Here is a 23,130-nt window from a genome sequence, read left to right as displayed (position 1 = left end):
TCCCTATTCCTTAAATTTCCCGTATCCACACCACCTGGGTGCCGTTCTGGTCGCGGTGGATCAGCGACCATGACACCAGTTCCGCCCGATCCAGCTTTATCCGGCTCATCACCAGGAAATAATCGCTGCGGCAGTCTATATCGCTGTCCTGCAGCAGCAGCGGCTTGCGCGCATTATCCTTGAAGGTCCCGACGTTGAGGAACGGGGTGCGCTTGCGCGCTATCACCAGGTTCTGCCCTTCCGACACCGAACCGTTGATCAAGGCCGCCAGCAATTCCGCCGGTGCCGTGTTGACATTGATCGGCGTCGCCGCCGGCAAGACGATGACCAGGTCACGCAGCTTGTCGATGGCCTTCTGGTCAAAGCCGGACACCGACAACAAATCTTCCGCCCGCAGCATCTTCATCGGCTGCCCGCTGCCCGCTGCTACCGTCTCGACGTCCGGCGCTGGCGGGGTCCCGGGAGGCTGCTGCAGCAGGCCTGCGCCCTCGCTGCGCGCCACCTGGGTCGCGACCACCTTGGCCAGCGCCGGGTCAAGCTGCAGGATTTGCAGCAGGCGCGCAAACACCGCCACCTGTTTCTTGTTGATGCCGCCGGAGCCGGTCGTGCTGGCCAGATTCGCAAGATTGTAGCGCGATTGTGCGTCGTAATTCTGTCCGGAAAAGCTGGCATCGAAACTTTCGCCTTCAATCCGTTCGCGCTTGATAAGGTCGTCAAGCCGGGTGGGCGCCACCGGCGTCGCCCAAAGACCGTCGGCAACCGTCATGCTGCGGCTGTTCAGCATGTCCTGGCGCAGCACAAGCCTTGCGAAATCAAGGACCGAGCGCAGCAGCCAGCGCGCCTGGGAATGCAGGCGCTGGTTTTCAATCGAGCGCACCTGCACCTGCTGCTGCCAGAACAGGTTGGCCACAATGGTGACCGCCAGTGTGGTCAGCAGTAGCGCGGTAACAACAGCGACACCGCGTTGGCGCGCACGGAAACGTCGTTTCATACGGCCCCCAACAGGAAAACCTTGACCAGGGGCGCCGGCTGGCCCTGGATCTGCAGCGAGATTTCCAGCCCGGTCGGGCCTTCGGCCTTGTTGGCCGCAGCGGCTTTGGCCGCAAAATCCTTGCATTTGCCGGGGTCGGGATCGGCGCATTTCATGCCATCGGCAGGCGCCGTCGCGGCATTGTTCGGCTGGCGCCAGCCGCCGCCTTCCCACAGCCTGAACTCCATACTGCTCACGCTGGCCTGCAAGCCAACCGTCGCCTGGGTGCTGGATTGCTCCAGGGCGGCTTTCCACAGCGCGTCCAGCTGCTGCAGGTCGCGCGCGCCCCGCGACTCGCTGCGCGAGAGCACGCCGTCGCGGATGGTGTAGCTGACCACCTGCAGCTGCGAAGGCGCATTTTCCACCAGCACGGTACGCACGAAGACCAGGCGGTTGTTCTCGGCCAGCATGTTCTGGCGTTCGCGCAGCAGGGGCTTGTCGGCAAACTGTTCCAGGTCGCTTTGCATCTGGGCGAACGTGAGCTGGGTGCCGCGCGTCTGCTCCATGTTCTGCGTGAGCTGCTCGCGCGAGCGCACGATGCCGTCCAGCCCGCGCCAGCCCAGCACGGCGACAATGGCCAGCACGGTGATCGCCACCAGCAGTTCGATCAGGGTAAAGCCGCGCCTGTTCTTCATTCTTGCAGCACCAGTTGGTTCAGCGACGTGATGCGCCGTTCCGGCGCGCTGGCTTCGTAGACGCTCACTTCGATGCGGCGCATGCGCGGGTTCGGCAGGGAGTACACGACTTCTTCACAAATGAACTTGAAATCGGCTTGCGGGCATTCGAACGTGGTCTTGCCCGGCGCCGGCCAGACCTTGGCCAGGCGTACCTGCACCATGCGGTTCTCGGCCGACCAGATGGCCATCATATTGGTGCGCAGCCCGTCGCTGTTCTGCGTCAGGCTGCCCATGGCGCGCAGGGCGGCGCCCAGCGCGGTGCAGACAATCAGCAGCGCCACCAGCACTTCCAGCAGGGTAAAGCCTCGTTGCCGCATTCGTCAGTCCACCGTGAAATGGCCGACACCGTCGGCGTGGATATTGGCGCGCAGATCGCCGCTGCTCATGGTCAGCGTGAAAGGCCGGTCGACCGGTTCGCGGCCGAACACGATGCGCATGGTGCCCGGCACATTGGTCGGCGGGTCAAGCAACAGCGTGATAGGGCTGAACTGGAAAGAACGTTCGCGCAGCAGGTCGTCCTGCGGCAGCGTTTCCCAGGTCTTGTCATTACGCACCAGGAAACGGTAACTGTCCGGCCCCGCCTCGAAAGCGATCGGCCGGTTGCGCACGATGGCTTCATCGCGCGCCAATTGCATCAGGAGCGCGATGCGCTGCGCTTCCTTCTGCATGGCTTGCGCCTGGGACGGCGCGACATTCATCACGGTCAGGCCGAGCGTGATGCCGATGATGACCAGCACCACCAGCAGCTCGATCAGCGTGAACCCGGCAAAACGCCCGGCACATTGCGCTGCCGCGCGCTTAGATTTCCCAGGAACCGATATCTGCATCGTCGCCGCTGCCGCCTGGCTGGCCGTCGGCGCCATACGAGAACACATCGACTTCACCCTTTACGCCCGGGTACAGGAACTGGTATTGGTTGCCCCATGGGTCCTTCGGCATTTTTTCCAGGTACGGCGCCTTCCAGCCGTTGGCGGCAGGGCCGGCGGTCGGCTTGGCTATCAGGGCTTGCAGGCCCTGTTCCGTGGTCGGGTAGCGCTGGTTATCCAGTTTGTACATCTTCAGCGCCTGCATGATGGTGGAGATTTCGACCTTGGCGGCGGCAGTCTTGGACTGCCCCACGCGGTCCAGCACCTTAGGCAGCACCAGTGCCGCCAGCACGCCCATGATCACGACCACCACCATGATTTCGATCAGCGTGAAGCCGCCGGAGCGGCGTTTGCTTGGTATTTGCATAAGATTCACTAAAAATTAAACTGGCAGTATAAGTGATTCAATCGTGCTTGCGGCCAATTGCGCCTGCGCGGCGCAACAGTCCGTCGTTCGAGCCGGCGATATTCGACGGCACGGCTGGCAGCGGCCTCACCACCGGTACCTGGGCGACGAATGGCTTGATGCCCAGCGCCTCGTCCACCTCCTTAGGATAGACCACCTGGCCGCGCGTGATGACGGCAGCTACCTTGCGCAAGTCTTCGATATCCCTGGTCGGGTCGCCATCGACCAGCACCAGGTCGGCCAGCTTGCCGGTCTCGATGCTGCCGCGGTCGGCGCTGGTGCGGGTGTAGCGGGCGCCGTTGCGGGTGGCAACCTGGATCGCTTCGGCCGGGCTCAGGCCGGCTTTCACCAGCAGCGCCAGCTCGGAATGCAGGGTGAAGCCTGCCAGGTCGTCGGTGCCGGCCACGATCGGCACGCCGGCTTTATGCAGGATGCCGACGAACTGCACCATCTTGGCGAAGGACTTTTCGTAGCGCGCCTGGGTCGCCGCATCCGGGATCTTCATGGTGCCGACGTGGAAGCCGCGCGCCACGTCGGGCGGCATATTGTCTTCCACCGCCGCCCACGGCTCGTTGACGTCGCCGTCCTTCTGTTTCAGGAAGGCGAAGGTAGCCAGGGTCGGGTCGATCACGATCTGCTTTTTCTTGAGCGTGGCGACAAAGTCTTTCACTTCCTTCGAGTTGAAGTCCAGGCCGGCGACTTTTTCGGCCGGCAGGTAGAAGCGCTCCAGGCTGCGCGTTTCCACGCCCGGCTTGAACAGGAAGTTCAGCATCACCTGGTTGATGTGCTGCAGCTCGTCGTAGCCGGCATCCAGCGCCTGCTGGGCGCGCAGGCCGGCCGGCACGTGGCCGGAGACGCGCATGCCGCGCGCATGGGCGTAGGCCACGGTGTCCTTCAGGATCTCTTTCGGGAAGGAGTTGTAGATCTTGAGCTGCGGGTAGCCATGTTCGGCATACCAGTCGATGGCGCGCCTGGACTGCTCCAGCGTTTTCACCACGAAGCCGCCGTTGGAGGAATACGAGCTTTCGCCCTCCAGGAAGCCGGCCGGCACGATCTGCGGCCCCAGCAGCTCGCCGTCGTCGGTTTCGTCGATCATCATCTGCAGCTGGGCGTTGTCATTGCCCATGTCGCGCAGCGTGGTCACGCCGGCGGCAACGTGCAGCGCACCTTCCCAGCGGGTGATGTGGCCATGCATGTCGAACAGGCCCGGCAGCATGATGCGGCCGCCGGCATCGATCTCATTGACGGCGCCGCGTACCGGCGAGCCGGCCGGCAAAATGGCCGAGATGCGCCCGCGCAGCACGTACACGTCGGACGGCGCGCCGACGGTGGCTTTGCCGCTGTCGAAGATGCGGGCGTTCTTGACCACGGTCAGGCCTTGCAGCGGATGCTGCAGCTTGGCGGCCAGGTCGTTCAGCATTTTCGCTTCGGCGACTTTCTGGCGCTCGGCCAGCACCTTGCCGTTGTCCTGCCAGCCCTCGATGGCGAACACATAGGTGCCCGGCTCCACCACGGCAAACAGGGAAGGATTGGCGCCCTTGGTGATCCACAGGAATTTCGGGCTCAGCCCAAGGCCGGTCTGCGCCACCAGCTGCACCTGCTGCGACTGGCCCTTGGGACCTGCAACCTGCACTTCATCGAGCACGGTTTGCTTCAGGGTGCCGGAAGGCAGCAGCGGGATGCTGGCCGACCGCGTCCTGGCCAGTGCGGCAATCGCGCGCGAGTCCACTTCGAAGCTGCCGTTCAGCGCCACGTACACGGCCGGGCCGCGCACTTCCTGCGCGCCCTGCTCAGTGGTGGATTTCCACTGCGCCTTGTCGCCCTTGCGCTCGAAGGTCTCGTCCACCACGGCGCCGAAGGTCGAATTGCCCTGGGAGTGGTAGTAGGACATGGTGCCGTCGGGTGCCAGGCGGAATTCCTCGGTCAGTTCAGGGCCGCGGCCGTTGTCCTTGTAGATGTAGCGAACCTTGGTCAGGCCGTCGTCGTGGTTTTCCACCACCTGCTCGCCCATCTGCTTGCCGTTGTTCTCGGAAATGATGACGTAGCGGGTGGTTTGCGTAACGGCTGCCTGTGCGCTGAACGCACTCGCAATCGCCAGCGCCAGGACGGCGGAAACTCGCTTCATTTGTGGGATCTCCAGTTTATTGATGTGGTGTCCCGCACACAGGGCAGGCCTCGTTGCGGGTGATGCTGATGCTGTTCCACTCCATGCGCAATCCATCCAGCAGCAACAGGCGGCCGGACAGCGATTCGCCGATTCCCATCACCAGCTTGAGCGCTTCGGCCGCCTGCATGGCGCCGACCACGCCCACCAGCGGCGCGAACACGCCCATGGTGGAGCAGGCCACATCCTCGAACGGCTGGTCTTGCGGGAACAGGCAGGAGTAGCAAGGGCCGGCCACCCTGGTATCGAACACGCTGACCTGGCCGTCGAAGCGGATCACGGCGCCGGACACCAGCGGCACGCGGTGCGCCACGCAGGCGCGGTTGACGGCGTGGCGGGTCTTGAAGTTGTCGCTGCAGTCCAGCACCACGTCGTGCTGCGCCACCAGCGCTGCCAGGCGCGCATCGTCGGCCCGTTCGACCAGGGCGTTCACGTGGCACTCGGGGTTGATGGCGTTCAGCGTGGTGCGCGCCGATTCAGCCTTGGGCTGGCCGACACGCGCGGTGGTGTGGGCGATCTGGCGCTGCAGGTTGGTCAGGTCGACGCTGTCATGGTCGACGATGGTCAGCTGGCCGATGCCGGCCGAGGCCAGGTAGAGCGCTGCCGGCGAGCCAAGGCCGCCGGCGCCGATCACCAGTGCCCTGCCCTGCAAGATCGCCTGCTGCCCCTCGATGCCGATTTCGTCGAGCAGGATATGGCGCGAATATCGCAGCAGCTGCTGGTCGTTCATCTACTTCGCTGCCAGCTCAGGCTTGGAAGCTGTCTTTACCGGCAAACCCTTGAAATGGCGCAGCGCCTGTTCCAGCTGGAAGTCGTCCTTGCCGCCGAATTCGAAAGGCTTCTGCTTTTTCGCGGCAGCCAGCAGGCGCTGCTCTTCCTCCAGTTCGTCGCGGCGGATGCGCCCTTGCTTGTCTTCCTCGCCCTCGCTGTTGACCAGGTGCTTCTGCAAATCGGCTTCGCGCAGGCGCAGGCTGTTGATGGCATCGCCCTCCGCGGTTTCATCCACCAGCACGTCCGGCACGATGCCCTTGGCCTGGATGCCGCGGCCGTTCGGCGTGAAGTAGCGTGCGGTGGTCAGCTTGACGGCCGAATCGGCGGTGATCTGGCGCAGCGTCTGCACCGAGCCCTTGCCGAAAGTCTGGCTGCCCATGACGATGGCGCGCTTGTAATCCTGCAGCGCGCCGGCCACGATTTCGGAGGCCGAAGCGGAGCCGCCGTTGACCAGCACCACCATCGGCACCGACTTCAGCGCGGCCGGCAGCTTGGCCAGCGGGTCGCCGCCGCTGCGGCTGGAATAGTTTTCCGAGGTGGCATGGAAAGCCTGCCTGGAATCGGCCAGCTGGCCGTCGGTGGACACCACCAGCGCATCCTTGGGCAGGAAGGCGGCCGATACGCCGACCGCGCCCTGCACCACGCCGCCCGGGTCGTTGCGCAGGTCCAGCACCAGGCCTTTGATGTTCGGGTTCCTGGCATACAGGGCGCCGAGCTTCTTCGCCATGTCTTCCACCGTCGGCTCCTGGAATTGCGAGATGCGCAGCCAGGCGTAGTCCGGCTCCACCATCTTCACCTTCACGCTCTGCACGCGGATTTCCTCGCGCACGATGGGAATCAGGAGCGGCTTTTCTTCATCCTTGCGCGACACCGTCAGCACCACCTTGGTGCGCGGCTCGCCGCGCATTTTCTTGATCGCCTCGTCCAGCGACAGGCCTTTCAGCGGCTGGCTGTCGAGGCGGGTGATCAGGTCGCCCGCCTTGATGCCGGCGCGCCAGGCCGGCGAATCCTCGATCGGCGCCACCACCTTGATGTAGCCGTCTTCCACCCCGACTTCGATGCCGATGCCGACAAACTTGCCGTGGATGGATTCGCGCATTTCCTTGAATGCGCTCTTATCGAGGTAGGTGGAATGCGGATCGAGCGAAGAGACCATGCCGGCGATGGCGTCCTGCAGCAGCTTCTTGTCGTCGACCTGTTCGACGTAGTCGGACTTGATCAGGCTGAAAACTTCGGACAGGGTGCGCAGTTCTTCCAGCGGCAATGGCGTGGCGGCCTTTTGCGCAAGGGCGGAAAACTGCATCGAGACGGCTATGCCAGCCACCATACCAAGGCCGACCAGGCCCAGACTCTTCGTTTTGTTGCCCATTGATTGCTTTCTGGCGCTAGAACTTGACCCACCCGGCCGGATCTATCGGCTTGCCCTGGTGGCGCATTTCAAAGTATAAACCCGATTCTTCATAGCCGCCGGTATTTCCGACGGTGGCGATCACCTCGCCCGCTTTCACCACGTCGCCCGCGCGTTTCAGCACAGACTCGTTGTAGCCGTAGCCGCTCCAGTACTGGCCGCCGTGGTCGATGATAATGAAATTGCCGTAGCCGCGCAGCGATGTTGCGTACACTACGCGGCCCGCCGCCACGGCGCGCACTTCGGCGCCGGCGGCGGCCTTCACCACCATGCCTTTCCAGGCCACGCCCTCGGCATTCTTGCTGCCGAAGCGCTTGTCCACCTTGCCGGAGACCGGCGCCGGCAAATCGCCTTTCATGCGGGCGAACACGCCGTCCGGCACGACCGGCGCCAACGCCACTTCGGATGGGCGCGGCGATTTCTCGTCGCGCTGCTCGGAAGGTTCCGGCTTGGTGGCGACCTTCGGCTCGTCTTCCGCCGGCAGCGGCTTCGGCACCGGCTTGCCGGCTTTTTTCGCTTCCTGCGCCAGGCGTTCGCGCTCGGCCTGCGCCTTGGCACGGGCCAGGGCGCGCGCTTCCGCTTCCGCCCTGGCCTTGGCGGCCCGTTCCGCGGCCAGCTTTTCCTGGCGCGCTTTTTCGGCGGCGGCGATGCGCGCCTGTTCTTCGATCAGCTTGTTCAGTTTGTCGACCAGCGTATCCAGGCGCTGGGCATCCTGCTCCATGCGGCCGGCTTCCTTGCGCTGCGCCAGCAGCTTCTTCGACAGGCTGGCCAGGGCGGCGGCGCGGCGGCCTTTTTCCTGTTCCAGCTTGGCTTTCTGCTGCTTCTCTTCCTCGGCGATTTCGTCCAGTTCCTGCTTGGCGTTTTGCGCTTCGGCCTGGTTTTCCTCGACCTTTTTCAGGTTCGCGCGCAGCGAATCGAGCAGCTTGGCCTGCGACTGCGACACATAGGCCATCAGTTGCAGTTCGCGGTTGATACGGTTGGGATTGTCGCCCGACAGCAGCAGCTTGATGCGGTCTTCATTGCCGGCCACGTACTGCTCGCGCAGCAGCTTGGCCAGTTGCTGTTTCTGGGCCGCCACGGTGGCGGACAGGCGCAGCTGCTCGGCAGCCAGCTCGGCCACCTTGCTATTGATCTGGGATTGCTCCGCCGCCAAATCGCGCAGGGTGCGATTGGCGTCGGAAATGGCTTCCTCCGACTCGGCCAGCGTATCGGCCGCGTCTTCCTTGGCGCTCTCGGTCTTGCCGATTTCCGCCTTCAGGTTGGCCAGCTTGCGCGACAAGGCCGCCCGCTCCGTCTCGGCAGCAACTTTTTGCTTGCTGCGTTCGGTCGGTTTGGGAGCGGCCCGGGCAGCGTCGGCGCCATGCACGGCGCCCAGCGCCAGCAGCAGGGCCAGCGCCACGCCGCGCCAATTCCGGGCGCGGCCGCGGCGAGTCGGATGCAGCGCCACGGGGATTACTTGGCCTTGCCCTGGTTGGCCACGGCTGCCTGCGCGGCAGCAATGGCTGCCGGGTCGCCCAGGTAGTAGTGCTTGATCGGCTTCAGGTCGGCATCGAGTTCGTACACCAGCGGCTGGCCGTTGGGGATGTTGAGGCCGACGATTTCCTCGTCGCTGATGCCGTCCAGCATCTTGATCAGGGCGCGCAGGCTGTTGCCGTGGGCCGAAATCAGGATTTGCTTGCCAGCCTTGATGGCCGGGGCGATGTCATCGTTCCAGGCCGGCATCACGCGCGCCACGGTGTCTTTCAGGCATTCGGTCAGCGGAATGGAATCTTGCGGCAGGCCGGCATAGCGCGGGTCGTTGAAGGAGGCGCGCTCGTCGCCCGCTTCCAGTGCCGGCGGCGGGATATCGTAGCTGCGGCGCCATACCAGCACCTGCGCATCGCCGAACTTGGCGGCGGTTTCGCCCTTGTCCAGGCCTTGCAAAGCACCATAATGACGCTCGTTCAGGCGCCAATCATGCTTGATCGGCACGTACATTTCATCCATACCGTCCAGGGTCAGCCACAGGGTGCGGATGGCGCGCTTGAGCACGGAGGTGTAGCACAGGTCGAAGGAGAAGCCGGCATCTTTCAGGATTTTACCGGCAGATTTGGCTTCGTTGACGCCTTTTTCGGTCAGGTCCACATCGGTCCAGCCGGTGAAGCGATTTTCCAGGTTCCAGGTGGACTCGCCGTGACGCATGAATACGATTTTATACATAGAGCTATAACAATAGAGTTGGAAATGGGTGAAAATCGCCGCCGAAGCCACGAACAAGCATCTATTTTATAATGCGCAGATTAAGTTCAACCATTGGATTACCGTGAAATTCATCATCGACAATATTTTTCTGATCGCCATCGCCCTCGTGTCCGGCGGCGCCCTGCTGTTCCCAGTCCTGACCCAGCGCGGCAAAAAAGCCTCGCCAGCCGAAGTCACCATGCTGATCAACCGCGGCAAAGCCGGCATCCTCGATGTGCGCGCCAAGGACAAGGCGGAAAGCCGTATCATCGATTCCAAGCATATTCCCCTGGCCGAACTGGGCAACCGCATGGACGAACTGAAGAAGTTCAAGGACAAGACCCTGGTGGTGGTGTGCGATAAAGGGATCAGCGCCTTCAGCGCTGCCCGCATGCTGGAAAAGTCCGGTTTCTCCGACGTGGTCGTGATGGAAGGCGGAATCGATGCCTGGAAGTCGCAAAACCTGCCGCTGACAAAGTAAAGGAGTTGCCATGACTGCCAACGTGACCATGTACAGCACCCTGGTGTGCCCATATTGCGTGCGCGCCGAGCGTTTACTGGAAAGCAAGGGTGTCACCGCCATCAACAAGATCCGCGTCGACCTCGACCCGGCCCAGCGCCAGCTCATGATGGAAAAGACCGGCCGCCGCACCGTGCCGCAGATCTATATCGGCGACACCCACGTTGGCGGATTTGACGACCTGTATGCCCTCGACCAGGCCGGTGGCCTGGACCCCTTGTTAAAAGCTTAAACGCCCCCAAATACAACGGACAAGCGGGCGAAAGGTTGGAAAATAAACTAGTTTTGCTACAATTGCCGTCGCGTTTGACTTGGGCTTACCCCCGTGGCCTGGACAAGCATTAACTATATAACTGATACGAAAGCGTTCCATGTCTGAAGAAAACCTGCAACCCGTGTTCCAAATCCAACGCGTCTACCTGAAAGACATGTCGCTGGAACAGCCTAATTCCCCAGCTATCTTCCTGGAACAGGAAGCCCCTTCGATCGAAGTGGCACTGGACGTTGGCGCTGAGCCGCTGTCCGAAGGCATCTTCGAGTCCACCGTGACCGTGACCGTGACGGCCAAGATCAAGGACAAGGTCGCTTTCCTGGTTGAAGGCAAGCAAGCCGGTATCTTCGAAGCCCGCAATATTCCAGCCGAACAGCTGGACCCGCTGCTGGGCATCGGCTGCCCGAACATTGTGTACCCATACCTGCGTTCCAACATCGCCGACATGATCACCCGCGCCGGTTTCCCGCCGATCCACCTGGCCGAAATCAACTTCGAAGTGTTCTACCAGCAGCGCCTGGCAGCCATCGCCCAGCAGCAAGCTGCTGACGCTGGTGCGACCCCGGTCGAAGGCTCGGCAACCGTACAGTAATACTTCTGCGATATCATGGGGAACCACGGTTCCCCCGCATGCAAAGGCCCCAGTGGGCCTTTGCGCATTTTTAAGGTCTTAATCGATGAATTTACGCCGCATTGTCGCCATCGCCGCAACGCTGCTGGCCTGCGCCAGCGCCCAGGCTATCGACTACCGGTCGGTAGGCGCCAATCCTGCCGTGCTGTACGGCGCCCCGTCGACCATGGCTGCCAGGCGCTTCATCATCCCTTCCGGCGCCCCGCTGGAAATCGTGCTGACTTACGGCGAATGGGTCAAGGTACGCGATATGGCCGGCGACCTGGCCTGGACTGAAGCCAAGGGCTTGAGCAGCAAACTGCGCAACGTCATCGTGCGTACTGCCAATACCAAGGTGCGCGGCGCGGCCGACGAAAGCTCGCCGGTGGTGTTCGTCGCCGACAAGGGCGTGCTGCTGGAGCTGACGGAACCTGCGGCCAATGGCTGGACCAAGGTAAAGCACCGCGATGGCCTGGTGGGCTACGTGCGCAGCAATGACATCTGGGGTAACTAAGCAAGATGCCGCAAGGACATAAACGCAAGATCAGCGTGCTGGGCGCCGGCGCCTGGGGCACCGCCGTTGCGATCGCGGTCGCCGCGCGCCACGACGTGGTGCTGTGGGGCCGCAATGCCGCCGCGATGGCTGAAATGGATGCCGCCCGCGACAATACGCATTACCTGAAAGGCTACCCTTTCCCGCCTGCGCTGCAGGTGGCTTCCGACTTTGACGCTGCCGTGGCCCATGTGGGCCAGGACGGTTTGCTGATCGCCGCCTGCCCGGTGGCCGGCCTGCGCCCGCTGCTGCATGCGCTGAAGGACAGGCAGATCCCGAATATCGTCTGGCTGTGCAAGGGCTTCGAATATGACACCGGCATGCTGCCGCACCAGATCGCGCGCGAAGTACTGGGTGAAGGCGTGCCCTCTGGCGCCCTGTCCGGCCCTTCGTTCGCGCAGGAGGTGGCCAAGGGCCTGCCTTGCGCACTGACCATCGCCTCCAGCAACGCCGCCCTGTGCGAACTGGTGGTGGGCGCGGTACACGGCGGCACCATGCGCGTCTATTCCAGCGAAGACATGGTCGGCGTCGAAGTGGGCGGCGCGGTGAAGAACGTGCTGGCCATTGCCACCGGCGTGGCCGACGGCATGGGCCTGGGCCTGAACGCGCGCGCCGCGCTGATCACGCGCGGCCTGGCCGAGATCACCCGCCTTGGCAGCGCGCTGGGCGGGCAGGTCGAGACTTTCATGGGCCTGACCGGGATGGGCGACCTGATCCTGACCTGCACCGGCGACCTGTCGCGCAACCGCCGCGTCGGCCTGGGCCTGGCGCAAGGCAAATCGCTGGACACCGTGGTCAACGAACTGGGCCATGTGGCCGAAGGCGTGCCTTGCGCCAAAGCGGTGCGCGAACTGGCGCGCCGGCTCGGGGTCGACATGCCGATCACGAATGCCGTCGCCAGCGTGCTGTTCGACGGCCTGCAGCCGGCCGACCTGGTGCAGGGCCTGCTGGCGCGCGACCCGCGCTACGAAAGCTTTAACCCGGCAGCAAAATAGTCAGCAGCAACAGGGAGTCGGCGTTCGCCTGCAATGCATGGGGCGCGCCGCCTTCCAGGTACAGCAGCTCGCCCGCACGCAGGATGGTGCTGCGGCCGTGGGCGTCGAACGACACTTCCCCTTCCAGGCATTGCAGCGTGATCTGGCCGCGCACCGCGTGTTCCGGCAAGGCCCGGCCGGCGGGCACGGTCATGCGGATCAATTCGAGCTGCTCCGTCTTGGCCAGCGCAATGGAAGAAAATTGCGACAGGCTTTCCCCGGTCTCGCGGCTGATCCGGATCACTTGCCCGGATGATGCATGTGGTAGCGCCATATACCCTCCCTGGAGAATCCCAATGATAGCAGCAGGCGCCGCCGCGCTTATTTCTGTTCGCCGCCGATAAAGCGGTAGATGCCGGCCCCGACGCCGGCGCCGATCAGCGGCGCCACCCAGAACAGCCACAGCTGCGCTACGGCCCAGCCGCCCACGTACAGCGCCACGCCGGTGCTGCGCGCCGGATTGACCGAGGTATTGGTGACCGGGATCGAGACCAGATGGATCAGGGTCAGGCACAGGCCGATGGCGATCGGGGCGAAGCCGGCCGGCGCGCGCTTGTCGGTAGCGCCCAGGATCACCAGCAGGAAGAAGGCCGTCATCACGATTTCGGTCACCAGGGCCGCCACCAGGCTGTAGCCGCCCGGCGAATGCTCGCCGTAGCCGTTGGAAGCGAAGCCGGCCGCAACGTCAAAGCCGGCCTTGCCGCTGGCGATCAGGTACAGCACGCCGCCGGCGGCGATGCCGCCCAGCACCTGCGCCATGATATAGCCCGGCAAATCCTTGGCCGGGAAACGGCCGCCCAGCCACAAGCCGACCGACACCGCCGGGTTCAAATGGCAGCCTGAAATATGGCCGATGGCGAAGGCCATGGTCAGCACCGTCAGGCCGAAGGCCAGCGATACGCCATGCAAGCCGATCCCCACGCCGGGGAATGCCGCCGCCAGCACCGCGCTGCCGCAGCCGCCTAGGACCAGCCAGAAAGTACCGAAGAATTCCGCACCCAGTTTTTGCATTGTCAGGCTCCATTGAGAGTTAGTAATTGTGCAAACAGACTAACTATAAATGGAGCAAATGACAACGGTGTGATGTGTTGCATCGCAGAAAAATAGAGCGACCGTTCTAGAAAATTCGCTTGTTTTACGCAAGCGATTTCAATAGAGTAAATGTTATATATTTACTACCAAAACGGAAGCCAATGAGCAAAGGTTCGTTTGCCGGGATGAATTGCCCCATCGCCCAGACCCTGGAACAGGTCGGCGAATGGTGGACCTTTGTCATCCTGCGCAACGCCTTCTGCGGCATGAGCCGCTTCCAGGACTTCCAGCGCCACCTCGGCATCAGCACCAATATCCTGGCCCGCCGCCTGGGCAAGCTGGTGGAAAACGGCATCCTGCTGCGCCAGCCATGCAGCGAGGATGCCCGCATCGTCCACTACCGCCTGACGCCCAAGGGCCATTCGCTGTATCCCATCCTGGCCGCGATGACGGTGTGGGGCGAGCAATGGGTGCCGCATCCGGACGGACCGCGCATGACGCTGGTGGAACGTGCCACCGGGCTGCCCGTGGCCGGGGTCGGCATCCGCGCTGCCGATGGGCGCGACCTGGCGCCGGCGCAGATCGATACGGTGGCCGGCCCCGGCGCCGATGACAAGACGCACGCTTTGATGCGCATGAGAGAGGAGACAAGCAAAAAATGAATACCGATAAAGTCTGGCTCAAGTCCTATCCCGATGGCATTCCGGCCACCATCGATCCCGGCCAGTACCGCTCCCTGCCGCACCTGCTGGAAGAATCCTTCGCCAAATTCGCCGCGCGCAAGGCCTATGCCTGCATGGACAGTGCCATGAGCTACCGCGAGTGGGAAGAGCACTCGCGCCACCTGGCCGCCTGGCTGCAGCAGCACGGGCTGGCCAAAGGCGCCCGGGTGGCGGTGATGATGCCCAATGTGCTGCAATACCCGGTCGCGGTGGCGGCCATCCTGCGCGCCGGCTGCACCGTGGTCAACGTCAACCCGCTGTACACCGCGCGCGAACTGGAGCACCAGCTGACCGATTCCGGCGCCGAAGCCATCTTCATCCTCGAGAACTTCGCCACCACGCTGGAAAAAGTGCTGCCGCGTACCAGCGTGAAGCACGTGGTGGTGGCCAGCATGGGCGATTTGCTGGGTTTCGCCAAGGGCATGCTGGTCAACTTCGTGGTGCGCACGGTGAAGAAGATGGTGCCGCCTTTCAGCCTGCCGGGCGCCGTGCCATTCCGCGAAGCCTTGCGCCAGGGCGCCCGCCAGAGCCTGCGCCCGATGCAGCTTGGCCACGACGACATCGCCTTCCTGCAATACACGGGCGGCACCACGGGCCTGTCCAAAGGCGCCACCCTGAGCCACCGCAACGTGATTGCCAATATGCTGCAGAACGATGCGTGGGCCGGGCCGGCCCTGCTCAATGCAGCCAAAGACCAGCAGGTGGTGACGGTCTGCGCGCTGCCGCTGTACCACATCCTGGCGCTGAACGCCTGCATGCTGATGGGCGCGCGCTGGGGCGCGATGAACCTGCTGGTGCCCAATCCGCGCGATATGGCCGGCTTCGTCAAGGAGCTGGCCAAGTACCGCGTCAACTTCTTCCCCGGCGTGAACACGCTGTTCAACGCCTTGCTCAACCAGCCCGGCCTGGCGCAGGTCGACTTCTCCGGCCTGCGCATCACGCTGGGCGGCGGCATGGCGGTGCAGCAGGTGGTCAGCGAGCGCTGGCTGGCCGCGACCGGCAGCCCGATCCTGGAGGGCTACGGCCTGTCGGAAACCTCGCCGACGGCGACCCTGTGCCGCCCCGACCAGAACGGCTTCAGCGGCACCATCGGCCTGCCGGTGCCCTCGACCGAAGTGGCGATCGTCGACGACGACGGCAATCCCCTGCCCTTCGGCCAGGCCGGCGAAATCGCCATCCGCGGCCCGCAGGTGATGGCCGGCTACTGGCAGCGGCCGGACGAAACCGCCAAGGTCATGACGCCGTCCGGCTACTTCAAGTCGGGCGATATCGGCATCATGGATGAACAGGGTTATGTCCGCATTGTCGACCGCAAGAAGGACATGATCCTGGTCTCCGGATTCAACGTTTACCCCAATGAAGTGGAAGGCGTGGTGGCTGCCCACCCGCTGGTGCTCGAATGCGCCTGCATCGGCGTACCCGACGCCGGTTCGGGCGAAGCCGTCAAGCTGTTCGTGGTGCGCAAACACCAATCGCTCACCAGCGAGCAGCTGATGGACTACTGCAAACAGCAGTTGACCGCCTATAAGAAACCGAAATACATCGAGTTCCGCGACGCCCTGCCCAAGACCAATGTGGGCAAGATCCTGCGCCGTGAGCTGCGCGACGAAAAGGTCGCGGCGTAAGTTTTTGCTGCATTCCCTGTACTGCCCCCGAACATCTCAATAACAGGAGTTAAGTATGGAAGCCAGTATTGCCGCAGTAAGCCAACCTAAAACCAACCCTATCGTGCTCGATGAGAAGCGCCAGAAGACCGTGCGCACCCTGATCAACGCCTCGCACCGCAAGCTGCTGTTCCTCGACCAGGTGGTCGACTGGGAAACCGGTATCGACTTTTCCAAGCCGCCCAAGGTGGCCGAATCGAGCTGGATCTACGGCACGCCCTACTGGGACGCGCTGACCGAAGCGCAGCGCAACGAAGTGCTATGGCTGGAGACCGGCCGCGACGTGTCCTACTTCATCTGGCTGGAGCAGACCCTGCCCGAGCTGTATGTCGGCTACGTCAACCAATACCACGGCGTGCTGAGCGACGACGTGCGCGAATACCTGATGGTGTTCTCGCGCGAGGAGATCGTCCACACGCTGATGTTCCGCCGCTACCTGGACAAGGCCAACCTGCGCCTGTGGAGCCATCCGGAGAACATTCCCAACTACTCCCTGTTCGAGCGCCAGCTGGCCGGCAAGCATCCGGTGTACGGCATCTGCTGGAACCTGCTGATCGAATGGTTCGCGGAACTGAACTCGATCTTCCAGACCCAGACCGACGGCATCGACCCGCTGACGCGCAAGATGTTCAAGGAACACCACCTGGAGGAAGTGCGCCACATCGCCTTCGCCAAGACCATTTGCGAAAACTACTTCGAAGCTGCGCCGAAGGAAGAAATGGCCGAGATGTGCGAGTTCTTCCAGAAGGGCTACGGCTTCCTGCTGGACGAATACACCTACATGCCGGAAATCGCCCTGCATGCATCCTTCGACTTCCCGATCAAGCCGGGCGACACCGACAAGATCCGCGAAGTGCGCAACTCGCCGAACAACCAGCGCCTGAATGAAGCCCGCTTCCGCGACGTGCGCGAGTGGTGCCTGAAGCACAACATCATCAAGCAGTAAGCCCCTTCATCCCTGGACGGCAGCTTCCATGGCGCAGCGCGCGCCAGGGACGGCTGTCGCCGTTTCACGAAGAATCTGGAGCAAGCATGATCGATATCATTCCCCACGATTCCGGCATCACGGAATTGCGCATCGCCCGGCCCCCGGTCAACCTGATCGACGTGGGCGTGCTGAAATCCCTGCGCCATGCGCTGGCCCAGGCCGACGGCGCCGGCCAGCGCGGCATCATCCTGTCCGGTGCGCCGGGCGTATTTTCCTCCGGCGTGGACGTGGCCGCGCTGGTCGGCGGCGACCGTGACGCGGTGCGCGAATACTGGCAGCAGGTGTTCCTGCTGGCGTCCGAAATGGCCCTGTCGCGCCAACCGATCTTTGCCGCCATCACCGGCCACTGCATGGCGGCCGGCGCCCTGCTGGCCGTGTTCTGCGACTACCGCGTGATGGCGCAAGGCCCCTGGCAGGTCGGCCTGAACGAAGTACGGGTCGGCGTGGCGCTGCCGGACTGCTTCCAGGTTGCGCTGCGCCGCGTGGTGGGCGCCCTGCAGGCGGAACGGCTGCTGGTGTTCGGCCGTATGCTGTCGCCGCAGCAGGCGCTGGATGTGAACCTGGTGGACGAACTGGCCGAACCGGCGCAAGTGGTGGCGCGCACGCGCGAGCGCCTGCAGGAGCTGCTGTCGGTGCCGCCGCAGGCCCTGGTCAGCACGCGCGCCATCGCCCGCCGCGACCTGCGCGACGTGTTTGCCGACGTCGATGCGCTGCCGGTCGATGAATTCGTCGACGCCTTCCTGCAGCCGGAAACCCAGCAGGCGCTGCGCCACGTCGCCAGCCGCATGCGCCAGCCCGCTGCCACCGCTGCACGATGAACCTGTATTTCCGCCTCTTGCTGGTCTGGCTGCGGGCCTGCTTCAAGCCCGCCATCCAGGTCGGCGACATGATCGAGATGCAGCTCACCGTGCTGCCCAATGACCTGGACTTGAACGGCCATATGAACAATGGCCGCTACATGACCATCATCGACCTGGCGCTGGTCGAATATATGACCCGCGCCGGCTTCATGCGGCCGGCCCTGAAGCGCGGCTGGCGCCCGATGCTGGGCGGCTCGATGATCGCCTTCCGCCGCGGGCTCAAGCCGTTCCGCCGCTATACCCTGCGTTTCTGCGCCCTGTGCTGGGACGAGCGCTGGACTTATATCCGCTTCGAATTCGTGCGCGACGGGGAGGTGATGGCGGTCGGCCACACCAAGGGCGGCATTGTCGGCCCATTCGGCGTGGTGGGCAGCAATGAAATGTGCGCAGTACTGGGCGTGGATCCGGCTTCGCCGGTGTTCCCGCGCTCGGTCACGGCCTGGATCGAAGCCGACCGCCTGATGCGGGCCTGAACTGGAGAACCAATGCAAGCCATACAATCGATCGCCGTCATCGGCGCCGGACCGGCGGGGCTGACCGCCGCCGACACCCTGCGCCAGCTGGGCTACAAGAAAGTCACCGTGTTCGAACAGGGTACGCGCGTGGGCGGCAAGGTGTGCACCGCGCAGACGCCCGCCGGGCCGGTGGAGCTGGGCGCCGTCATCGCCTCCGCCGAATGCGAACTGGTACTGGGACTGGCGCAGCGCCTGGACGTGCCGCTCGCACCGTACCCGGTGGAGCAGCGTTTCCTCGATGAGCAAGGCGTACGGCACGATGCCGCGTCCTTCCTGGCCGGCCGCTACAGCGCGGATGAAATCCGGCAAGCCATCGTCAACTATGGCGCCGCGCTGGAGCGCTATGCCATGGTGCGCTACGACACCCTGGCCGGCATGCCGCGCGCACTGCATGAAACGTTCGATCGCTTCGCCGCCAGCCACGGCTTCACGCCGGTGGCCGAACTGGCGCGCGGCGCACTGGTGGGCTTCGGCTACGGCTATTACGAAACCGTGCCGGCACTGTATTTCATGAAACTGATCCCGTGGCTGTTCCGGCCCGACGGCCAGGGCGGCCTCGCGCCGGGCAGGTTCCACGTCTTCCCGCGGGGCTTCCAGGGCTTGTGGGAAGCACTGGCGCGTGAACTCGATGTGCGTCTCGGCGCCGCCGTGACGGCACTCGACAGCCAGCAGGGACGCCCGCTGCAGCTCACCGTCAATGGCCGCGACCAGCACAGCTTCGATGCAGTCGTGGTGGCGACGCCGCTGCACACGGCGGGCAGTTTCCTGCCGGCCGGCAGCGAAGCCACAGCGATGTTCGCGCAATTGCGCAGCAACCGCTACCTGGTCAGCGCCTTTGCCGCCAGCGGGCTGCCAGGCGGGGAATTCCTGTTCCTGCACCAGAACGAGCGCCCCGAACGCATCGGCCATATGAATGCCTGGGCCAACCGCAATCCTGCCCAGCCCATGTACCTGGGCTGGCAATTGGCCGGCGACGCAGCCAGCACCGGCGAGCTGCGCGAACTGCTGGCAGGCGACATTGCCGCCCAGGGCGGAACGCTGGCGCGCGTAGTCATGCAGCAGGAGTGGGACTACTTCCCCCATGTCGACGGCGCGGCCCTGGACGCCGGCTATTTCGAACGCATCGACGCCCTGCAGGGCCAGGGCCGCGTCTATTACGCGGGCGGCGCCCTGAACTTCGAGACAGTCGAACACAGCGCGCGCCAGGCACGGGCCCTGATGCGCCGCCATTTCGGCTGAGCGCACAAAGGGCATCCCTTACGGTTTGTGCCTATGGAAAAACGACGAGGGCGGAGCCTATAATGGCTGCGCGAACCGGCACGCCATTGCCGCCCTCGGAGATACCGCATGAAACACCTGATCGTTGCCAGCCTGGCCCTCGCGCTGACCGTGCCTGCATTTGCAGGCACCACCCACGCCAAGGCCTCCGCCACCCATCACAAAACCGCGTCGACCACCTCCAAGCACCACGTGGCCAAGAAAAAAACCTCCGCGCATCATAAGACCGCGAAGGCAAGCACCCACCACAAGCACGCATGATTTTCGTCTGGGGCAGGAAGGCGGTCTACACCCACGCCGGCTACGTCGCCGATTTTTGCCCCGTATGCCGGGCAAGCCGTGCGTTTTCCGTACAACGCATCGGCATGGCCTGGCATGTGTACTACGTCACCGTTTCCAAAGGCGAGCTGGCCGGATACCAGCACACTTGCTGCGATTGCGGCATGGCGCTGCCCATGGAAGTCGGGCACTACACCCAGCTGAGCGCCGAGCAGCTTCCGCTGGCGCAGCTGGAGCAAACCACCAATCCCCATTTGTCGATCCGGCACGCCGCTGCGCTGGCCGCTGCTGCGCGCCTGCGCGAAGCGCCGCTGCTGCTCGATGAGTCGGAGCGCCGCCGCCAGCTCGATGCCGCCCTGCGCCTGCAGGCCGATGCACTCGACGCGTTCGAAGCGACCACCCGCCTCGACCGCGAAGTATGGTGGACCATCGGCGGCGCATTCGCGTTTTGCACCCTGGTGCTGGCGTCCCTGCGCCAGCAGGCGCCGGAAAATATGGACACCGGCTTCATCATCGCCTTCTTCCTCAGCCTCGGCGCCGTCGCCTGGCAATTGAGCCAGATGGGAGAGCGCTTCCTGCGGCGCGACATCCTGCCCAAGCTGGCCCGTTCACTGGCGCCGCTGCAGCCCAGCGCGGCGGAACTCGATGAAGCCTTCGACCGCATGCGCGAGCAGGGCCGCAAGCTGGCCAGGCGCATCGATAGCGTGCGCGTGCAGCAAGCCATTGCCGCCCTGCGCGCTTAAGTGAGGCCTGCGAATTATATTGCGTTAACTTTCGATACATCGTAGTTTACCTTTCGCATTGCAAATAATTTGAAAGTATACGAAGATGAAACGAAGAATTTCGCTGTTAATCCTTGCGTTTTCCGCCATCACGGCACTGGCGGGCCAGCCGGCCGCAAGCGGCGACGCCGTCGTCGCCCTGGCCGGCAATGGCTTTGTCACCCGCACCGATTCCGGTTCGACGGAAGTCATTAACAGTAGCGGCTTATCCAACTGGACCAGCGCCAACGCCGTCACCAGCATCTGGTTCCGCATGGCGGCCGCAGGCAATGCCACGCTGTCGCTCGATGCGAGCCTGGGCGGCAGCAAAACCAGCAAAATCCGCGTCACCGCCAACGGCACGCCGTTCGACATCACGTTGACCAAGGGCCGGAGCAAGACTTACGCCGTCGGTACCATCAACGTACCGGCCGCCGGCTATGTGCGGGTTGACCTGCAGGGCATCAGCAAATCCGGCACCTACTTCGGCGAAGTATCGGCGCTACGCGTCAATACCGGCACGGCGCTGAACTACGCCGATGACGCCGCCAACTACTACTGGTCGCGCCGCGGTCCATCCGTCCACATGGGCTACACGGTACCGGCCAACACCGAGTACTTCTACAACGAAATGACGGTACCCGCCGGTGAAGACAAGATCGGTTCCTACTTCATGGCAAACGGTTTCGACGGCGGGTATTTCGGCATCCAGGTGAATTCGCCGACCGAGCGCCGCGTGCTGTTCTCGATCTGGGATGCCGACAGCGGCGCCAGGACCACGCTGGTGCGCAAGGGGCCGAACGTGGTCGACAACACGTTCGGCGGCGAAGGCACCGGCGGCCAGTCCTACCTGCTGTACAACTGGGTAGCCGGCAATACCTACCGCTTCATCACCCGTATCCTGCCGGACGGCGCGGGCGGCACCGACTTCTCGGCCTGGTTCCATGCCCCCGAAACCAATGCCTGGCGCTTCATCGCCACCTGGAAGCGCCCTGCCACCACGACCTACCACGCGGGCGTCTACTCCTTCCTGGAGAACTTCCTCGACAGCCAGGGCTACCTGGGCCGCAGCGTCCAGTTCAATCAGCAATGGGCGCGCAGCACCGGCGGCAACTGGAGCGAAGTGCTGACGGCACATTTCACCGGCGACGCCACCGCCGCCAACGCCCAGCGCATGGATTACGCGGGTGGCTTGCAGAACGGCAGGTTCTACTTGCGCAATGGCGGCTTCTTCAGCCCGAACGTGCCGATCAACCAGAACTTCACCCGCCCGGCAACGGGACAGGCGCCAACAGTGGATATCGGCACCCTGCCGTAGACATTTTTGTATCCCAGTGTATCTGGCGCCATGCCAGATACACAACTTGCGAAAACACCCCACGCCACCGACACAAGCGATACACACTGCCCCCTTAATCTGGTCACACCTTAACCAAGGAGACCAAGATTATGAAAACCACTTACGCAGGACTGGCAGCCACCCTCGCAATCGCACTGTGCACCTCCGCCGCACACGCCGCGGAACCCAAGAAAGAAATGGAGAAGTGCTACGGCGTGTCGAAGGCCGGCCATAACGACTGCGCCGCAGGGCCGGGCACCTCGTGCGCCGCAACCTCCAAGATCGACTACCAGGGCGACGCCTGGGTACTGGTCGATAAAGGCACCTGCACCTCGATCAAAACCCCTAAGGGCTTCGGCTCGCTGAAGGCCAAGTGATGCAGCGCGCCATTGCATCCGCGATCGCGCTGGCCGCAGGCCTTGCTGGCGCGGCACATGCCGCCGCCCCGGCCGCCCAGCCGGCCGCGAAGAACATTGTGATCGTGCCCGGCGCATTCATTGACGCATCCAGCTGGCGCGTGGTGCACGACACGCTGCGCCTGAAGGGCTTCAACGTCACCGTCGCCCAGTTGCCCCACACCTCGCTCGACGACGACATTGCCATCGCCCGCAAGGCGATCTTCCAGCAGTTCGGCAATGTGATCGTGGTCGGCAACGGGATCGGCGGCGCGGTGATGTCGAACGTAGCCACCGGAGAGAAGGTGAAAGCACTGGTGTATGTCGCTGCCCTGATGCCTGAAGTCGGCGAAACCGCGCAGCAGCTGCTGTCGTCGATGCCCGGCGCCGGCGAAGGCGTGAAGCCGGACCGCGCGGGCTTCCAGTTCTACGACGCCGCGCGCTTCCACGCCGACCTGGCCGCCGACCTGACGCCGAACCGCGTCAACTTCATGGCGGCCTCGCAGGTCCCGGTCAGCAACGTGCTGATGGGAACACCAAGCTGGTTCGCCACATGGCACCAGAAGCCGAGCTTCGGCATCGTCGCCACGCAAGACCGCCTGGTGAACCCTGAACTGCAGCGCTGGATGTACCAGCGCGCCGGCGCCAAGGTTACTGAAATTGCAGCAAGCCACGCAGTACAAGTTTCGCAGCCGGAAGCGGTCGCGAAAGTCATCGAAGACGCTGCCCTCAGCGTCCTGTAAGTCCCACCCCAACCAAAGGAGATA

At 63.7% G+C, this 23,130-nt stretch carries 28 protein-coding genes; 16 read left to right on the top strand and 12 right to left on the bottom strand.

Going from position 1 to position 23,130, the window contains the following annotated elements:
- Positions 1–10 precede the first annotated feature (10 nt).
- From gspK to gpmA, 10 genes are read right to left on the bottom strand one after another with little or no spacing between them, the layout of a single operon-like run.
- Positions 11–991 (bottom strand): type II secretion system minor pseudopilin GspK, encoded by a 981-nt coding sequence (gspK, locus tag ASE26_RS05875; protein ID WP_055928108.1) that lies wholly within the window; start codon positions 989–991, stop codon positions 11–13.
- Positions 988–1,665, bottom strand: coding sequence for a type II secretion system protein J (locus ASE26_RS05870; protein ID WP_055928105.1), 678 nt, complete (start codon positions 1,663–1,665; stop codon positions 988–990). The genes gspK and ASE26_RS05870 overlap by 4 nt, the downstream gene beginning before the upstream one ends.
- On the bottom strand, positions 1,662–2,024 hold the full coding sequence (gene gspI / locus ASE26_RS05865) for a type II secretion system minor pseudopilin GspI (RefSeq protein ID WP_055928102.1): 363 nt from the start codon (positions 2,022–2,024) through the stop codon (positions 1,662–1,664). The genes ASE26_RS05870 and gspI overlap by 4 nt, the downstream gene beginning before the upstream one ends.
- A gap of 3 nt (positions 2,025–2,027) precedes the next feature.
- On the bottom strand, positions 2,028–2,534 hold the full coding sequence (locus tag ASE26_RS05860) for a GspH/FimT family pseudopilin (RefSeq protein WP_055928099.1): 507 nt from the start codon (positions 2,532–2,534) through the stop codon (positions 2,028–2,030).
- On the bottom strand, positions 2,506–2,940 hold the full coding sequence (gspG, locus tag ASE26_RS05855) for a type II secretion system major pseudopilin GspG (protein WP_055928089.1): 435 nt from the start codon (positions 2,938–2,940) through the stop codon (positions 2,506–2,508). The genes ASE26_RS05860 and gspG overlap by 29 nt, the downstream gene beginning before the upstream one ends.
- Positions 2,941–2,977: 37 nt before the next feature.
- Complete coding sequence (locus ASE26_RS05850) at positions 2,978–5,104, bottom strand: amidohydrolase family protein (RefSeq protein WP_055928086.1); 2,127 nt, start codon at positions 5,102–5,104, stop codon at positions 2,978–2,980.
- Between the two features lie 16 nt (positions 5,105–5,120).
- On the bottom strand, positions 5,121–5,873 hold the full coding sequence (locus ASE26_RS05845; RefSeq protein WP_057245757.1) for a molybdopterin-synthase adenylyltransferase MoeB: 753 nt from the start codon (positions 5,871–5,873) through the stop codon (positions 5,121–5,123).
- A complete protein-coding gene (locus ASE26_RS05840) occupies positions 5,874–7,283 on the bottom strand; it encodes a S41 family peptidase (protein ID WP_055928079.1) in 1,410 nt (469 codons plus the stop codon).
- 16 nt (positions 7,284–7,299) lie between these two features.
- Positions 7,300–8,763, bottom strand: coding sequence for a murein hydrolase activator EnvC (locus ASE26_RS05835; protein WP_373922076.1), 1,464 nt, complete (start codon positions 8,761–8,763; stop codon positions 7,300–7,302).
- Between the two features lie 11 nt (positions 8,764–8,774).
- Positions 8,775–9,521: a 2,3-diphosphoglycerate-dependent phosphoglycerate mutase gene (gpmA, locus tag ASE26_RS05830; protein WP_055928075.1), complete on the bottom strand. Its 747-nt coding sequence runs from the start codon at positions 9,519–9,521 to the stop codon at positions 8,775–8,777.
- A 103-nt stretch (positions 9,522–9,624) separates the two neighbouring features.
- Between gpmA and ASE26_RS05825 the strand changes: the two genes are divergently transcribed.
- From ASE26_RS05825 to ASE26_RS05805, 5 genes are all read left to right on the top strand, one after another.
- Entirely contained in the window at positions 9,625–10,023 is a 399-nt protein-coding gene (locus ASE26_RS05825) for a rhodanese-like domain-containing protein (RefSeq protein WP_055928261.1), read from the top strand.
- 10 nt (positions 10,024–10,033) lie between these two features.
- Positions 10,034–10,294: a glutaredoxin 3 gene (gene grxC / locus ASE26_RS05820; RefSeq protein WP_028103160.1), complete on the top strand. Its 261-nt coding sequence runs from the start codon at positions 10,034–10,036 to the stop codon at positions 10,292–10,294.
- A 139-nt stretch (positions 10,295–10,433) separates the two neighbouring features.
- Positions 10,434–10,925, top strand: coding sequence for a protein-export chaperone SecB (gene secB, locus ASE26_RS05815; RefSeq protein ID WP_055928071.1), 492 nt, complete (start codon positions 10,434–10,436; stop codon positions 10,923–10,925).
- 85 nt (positions 10,926–11,010) lie between these two features.
- Positions 11,011–11,457: an SH3 domain-containing protein gene (locus ASE26_RS05810; protein ID WP_055928066.1), complete on the top strand. Its 447-nt coding sequence runs from the start codon at positions 11,011–11,013 to the stop codon at positions 11,455–11,457.
- Positions 11,458–11,462: 5 nt separating this feature from the next.
- Positions 11,463–12,491 (top strand): NAD(P)H-dependent glycerol-3-phosphate dehydrogenase, encoded by a 1,029-nt coding sequence (locus ASE26_RS05805; RefSeq protein ID WP_055928063.1) that lies wholly within the window; start codon positions 11,463–11,465, stop codon positions 12,489–12,491.
- Here the strand turns inward: ASE26_RS05805 and ASE26_RS05800 are convergent.
- Both ASE26_RS05800 and aqpZ read right to left on the bottom strand, forming a co-directional pair.
- Positions 12,472–12,804, bottom strand: coding sequence for a cupin domain-containing protein (locus ASE26_RS05800; RefSeq protein ID WP_057245756.1), 333 nt, complete (start codon positions 12,802–12,804; stop codon positions 12,472–12,474). The two genes, ASE26_RS05805 and ASE26_RS05800, sit on opposite strands and share 20 nt — an antisense overlap.
- Before the next feature lie 47 nt (positions 12,805–12,851).
- Positions 12,852–13,541, bottom strand: a complete 690-nt coding sequence (gene aqpZ, locus ASE26_RS05795) for an aquaporin Z (RefSeq protein ID WP_055928056.1) — start codon at positions 13,539–13,541, stop codon at positions 12,852–12,854.
- 182 nt (positions 13,542–13,723) lie between these two features.
- On the opposite strand from aqpZ, the gene ASE26_RS05790 reads away from it, so the two are divergent.
- From ASE26_RS05790 to ASE26_RS05740, 11 genes are all read left to right on the top strand, one after another.
- A complete protein-coding gene (locus tag ASE26_RS05790; protein ID WP_055928053.1) occupies positions 13,724–14,224 on the top strand; it encodes a helix-turn-helix domain-containing protein in 501 nt (166 codons plus the stop codon).
- A complete protein-coding gene (locus ASE26_RS05785) occupies positions 14,221–15,909 on the top strand; it encodes a long-chain-fatty-acid--CoA ligase (protein ID WP_055928051.1) in 1,689 nt (562 codons plus the stop codon). Before ASE26_RS05790 ends, ASE26_RS05785 begins: the two co-directional genes overlap by 4 nt.
- Before the next feature lie 55 nt (positions 15,910–15,964).
- The gene (locus tag ASE26_RS05780) at positions 15,965–16,894 is read left to right on the top strand and encodes a diiron oxygenase (RefSeq protein ID WP_055928048.1); all 930 of its coding nucleotides are present in this window, start codon (positions 15,965–15,967) and stop codon (positions 16,892–16,894) included.
- Between the two features lie 86 nt (positions 16,895–16,980).
- Entirely contained in the window at positions 16,981–17,754 is a 774-nt protein-coding gene (locus ASE26_RS05775; RefSeq protein ID WP_055928045.1) for an enoyl-CoA hydratase/isomerase family protein, read from the top strand.
- The gene (locus tag ASE26_RS05770) at positions 17,751–18,269 is read left to right on the top strand and encodes a thioesterase family protein (RefSeq protein WP_055928042.1); all 519 of its coding nucleotides are present in this window, start codon (positions 17,751–17,753) and stop codon (positions 18,267–18,269) included. The genes ASE26_RS05775 and ASE26_RS05770 overlap by 4 nt, the downstream gene beginning before the upstream one ends.
- Positions 18,270–18,281: 12 nt before the next feature.
- Entirely contained in the window at positions 18,282–19,550 is a 1,269-nt protein-coding gene (locus ASE26_RS05765) for an FAD-dependent oxidoreductase (RefSeq protein WP_055928038.1), read from the top strand.
- Positions 19,551–19,658: 108 nt separating this feature from the next.
- Positions 19,659–19,850 (top strand): hypothetical protein, encoded by a 192-nt coding sequence (locus tag ASE26_RS05760; protein WP_055928036.1) that lies wholly within the window; start codon positions 19,659–19,661, stop codon positions 19,848–19,850.
- Entirely contained in the window at positions 19,847–20,611 is a 765-nt protein-coding gene (locus ASE26_RS05755; RefSeq protein WP_055928033.1) for a hypothetical protein, read from the top strand. The genes ASE26_RS05760 and ASE26_RS05755 overlap by 4 nt, the downstream gene beginning before the upstream one ends.
- An 85-nt stretch (positions 20,612–20,696) precedes the next feature.
- Positions 20,697–21,947, top strand: coding sequence for a DUF3472 domain-containing protein (locus ASE26_RS05750; RefSeq protein WP_082507219.1), 1,251 nt, complete (start codon positions 20,697–20,699; stop codon positions 21,945–21,947).
- Positions 21,948–22,078: 131 nt separating this feature from the next.
- On the top strand, positions 22,079–22,345 hold the full coding sequence (locus ASE26_RS05745; RefSeq protein WP_057245755.1) for a DUF2282 domain-containing protein: 267 nt from the start codon (positions 22,079–22,081) through the stop codon (positions 22,343–22,345).
- The gene (locus ASE26_RS05740; RefSeq protein ID WP_055928027.1) at positions 22,345–23,106 is read left to right on the top strand and encodes an alpha/beta fold hydrolase; all 762 of its coding nucleotides are present in this window, start codon (positions 22,345–22,347) and stop codon (positions 23,104–23,106) included. The genes ASE26_RS05745 and ASE26_RS05740 overlap by 1 nt, the downstream gene beginning before the upstream one ends.
- The last annotated feature ends 24 nt before the right edge of the window (positions 23,107–23,130 follow it).

The organism is Duganella sp. Root198D2 (assembly GCF_001428585.1).
Classification (GTDB): Bacteria; Pseudomonadota; Gammaproteobacteria; order Burkholderiales; family Burkholderiaceae_D; genus Rugamonas.
Note: the sequence above shows the minus strand (reverse complement) of the source record. Positions and strands in the feature narration are given on the sequence as shown.